The 1,580-nt window shown below is 70.9% G+C and carries 1 protein-coding gene; it reads right to left on the reverse strand.

Going from position 1 to position 1,580, the window contains the following annotated elements; genetic code table 11:
- Nucleotides 1-80 precede the first annotated feature (80 nt).
- Nucleotides 81-1,487 carry a glycosyltransferase gene (locus HYE82_RS36410; RefSeq protein ID WP_179178499.1) on the reverse strand — a complete coding sequence of 469 codons (1,407 nt, stop codon included), beginning with the start codon at nucleotides 1,485-1,487 and terminating at the stop codon, nucleotides 81-83.
- Nucleotides 1,488-1,580: the final 93 nt, after the last annotated feature.

Here is a 1,580-nt window from a genome sequence, read left to right on the forward strand (position 1 = left end):
GGCGGCGACGGCGACCGTGGCCGTGGGGGCCTGGGCGGCGGCCTCGGGCTGGGGCTCGGTGGCCGTGGGCAGGATGGCGGTCACCTGTGGCTGTCCTCTCGGATCGCGGCGGACGAGACGGAGGCGGTGGAGCCGGTGGCGGCCGTGGAGACGGTGGCGGCCGTGGAGACGGTGGCGGCCGTGGAGACGGTGGCGGCCGTGGAGGCCGTGGAAGCGGTGGAAGCGGTGGAGGCGGTGGTGCCGGTGGAGGCGGTGAGGTGGGCGCCGGTGTGGCGGGTCAGCTCCCATTCGGTGCGGCCGCGCTGTTCGCGCCAGACCGCGCGGATCGCCGCGCCCGCCAGCATGACCTGGTAGAAGGGGCCACCCGCGATCAGCTTGAGGTAGTGCATGAAGCGCACGCGCAGCCCGTACTGGCGGCCGAAGTCGTGCAGGCCGACGATCTCGAAGACGAAGGTCACCAGTGCCGTGATCAGCGGCAGGAAGGTGACGATCGCCACGCCGACGGGGACGTCCAGGAAGAGGGCGACGGCGGTGTTGACCGGGATGATCACCCCGGAGGCCGCCTGCATGAACGGCGTCATCAGCGTGTAGCGGGCCAGCCAGCGCTGGCCCCGGCCGGGCAGCCGCCGCCAGTCGCGCTTCCGGTAGACCTGGAGGAAGCCCTGGTTCCAGCGGGTGCGCTGTTTGAGGAGGCTGACCAGCGAGCCAGGTGTCTCCTCGCGGGTGACCATGTCGGAGTCGTAGGCGACGACCACCTTCTTGCCGGCCGACGAGAGCCGTACGCCCAGGTCGCAGTCTTCGGCGAGGCAGTTCTGGTCCCAGCCGCCGGCCTCGCGCAGTACGTCGGTGCGGACGAAGACGGTGTTCCCGCCGAGCGGGATGAAGCCCTTCTCGGCGTGCAGGTGCAGGCGGGAGCGGAACCAGAAGAAGTACTCCAGGCAGTTGCGCAGGCTGTACCAGCTGGAGTGGAAGTTGATCAGCTGGACGCCGCCCTGGACCACGTCCGCGCCGGTGGCGCGGAAGGCGTGGTCGACGTGGGCGAGGAGCTCGGGGTGGACCTGGTCCTCGGCGTCGAAGACGCCGACGATGTCGCCCCGGCAGTGCGGGAGGGCGGTGTTGAGGGCCTTGGGCTTGTTCTTGGCCTCGTGGTCGTCGACGACGACGCGGACCCTGTCGGGCGCCAGGGCAGCGGCCTCCTCGGCGACCGCGGTGGTCTCCGGGTCGTCGTGGCCGACGATGACGATGATCTCGTAGTCGGTGTGGCTCGATTCGAGCAGCCGCTCGACGGTGTGCCGCAGGACGGCCTGTTCGTGGCGGGCCGGCAGCAGGAGCGAGAAGGCCAGCCGGCCCTCGCCGTCGGGCCGGTCGAACCGGGTGGAGGCGAGCGTCTCGGGCGTCCGCCAGGCGTGCATCTGCCACCACAGCGTGAACGCGGCCATCCAGAACAGGGCGATGGAAATTGCCGATATGAACACAGAGGTGTACAAACCGTCCCCCCACAGACATGCCGCATCCCCCACGGCATCGAAAACCCCCCGAGGGGCTCGGGACGGGCCCCCCGGCCCGCCCGACCCCACCAC

It is taken from the genome of Streptomyces sp. BR123, from assembly GCF_013401435.1.
GTDB lineage: Bacteria > Actinomycetota > Actinomycetes > Streptomycetales > Streptomycetaceae > Streptomyces.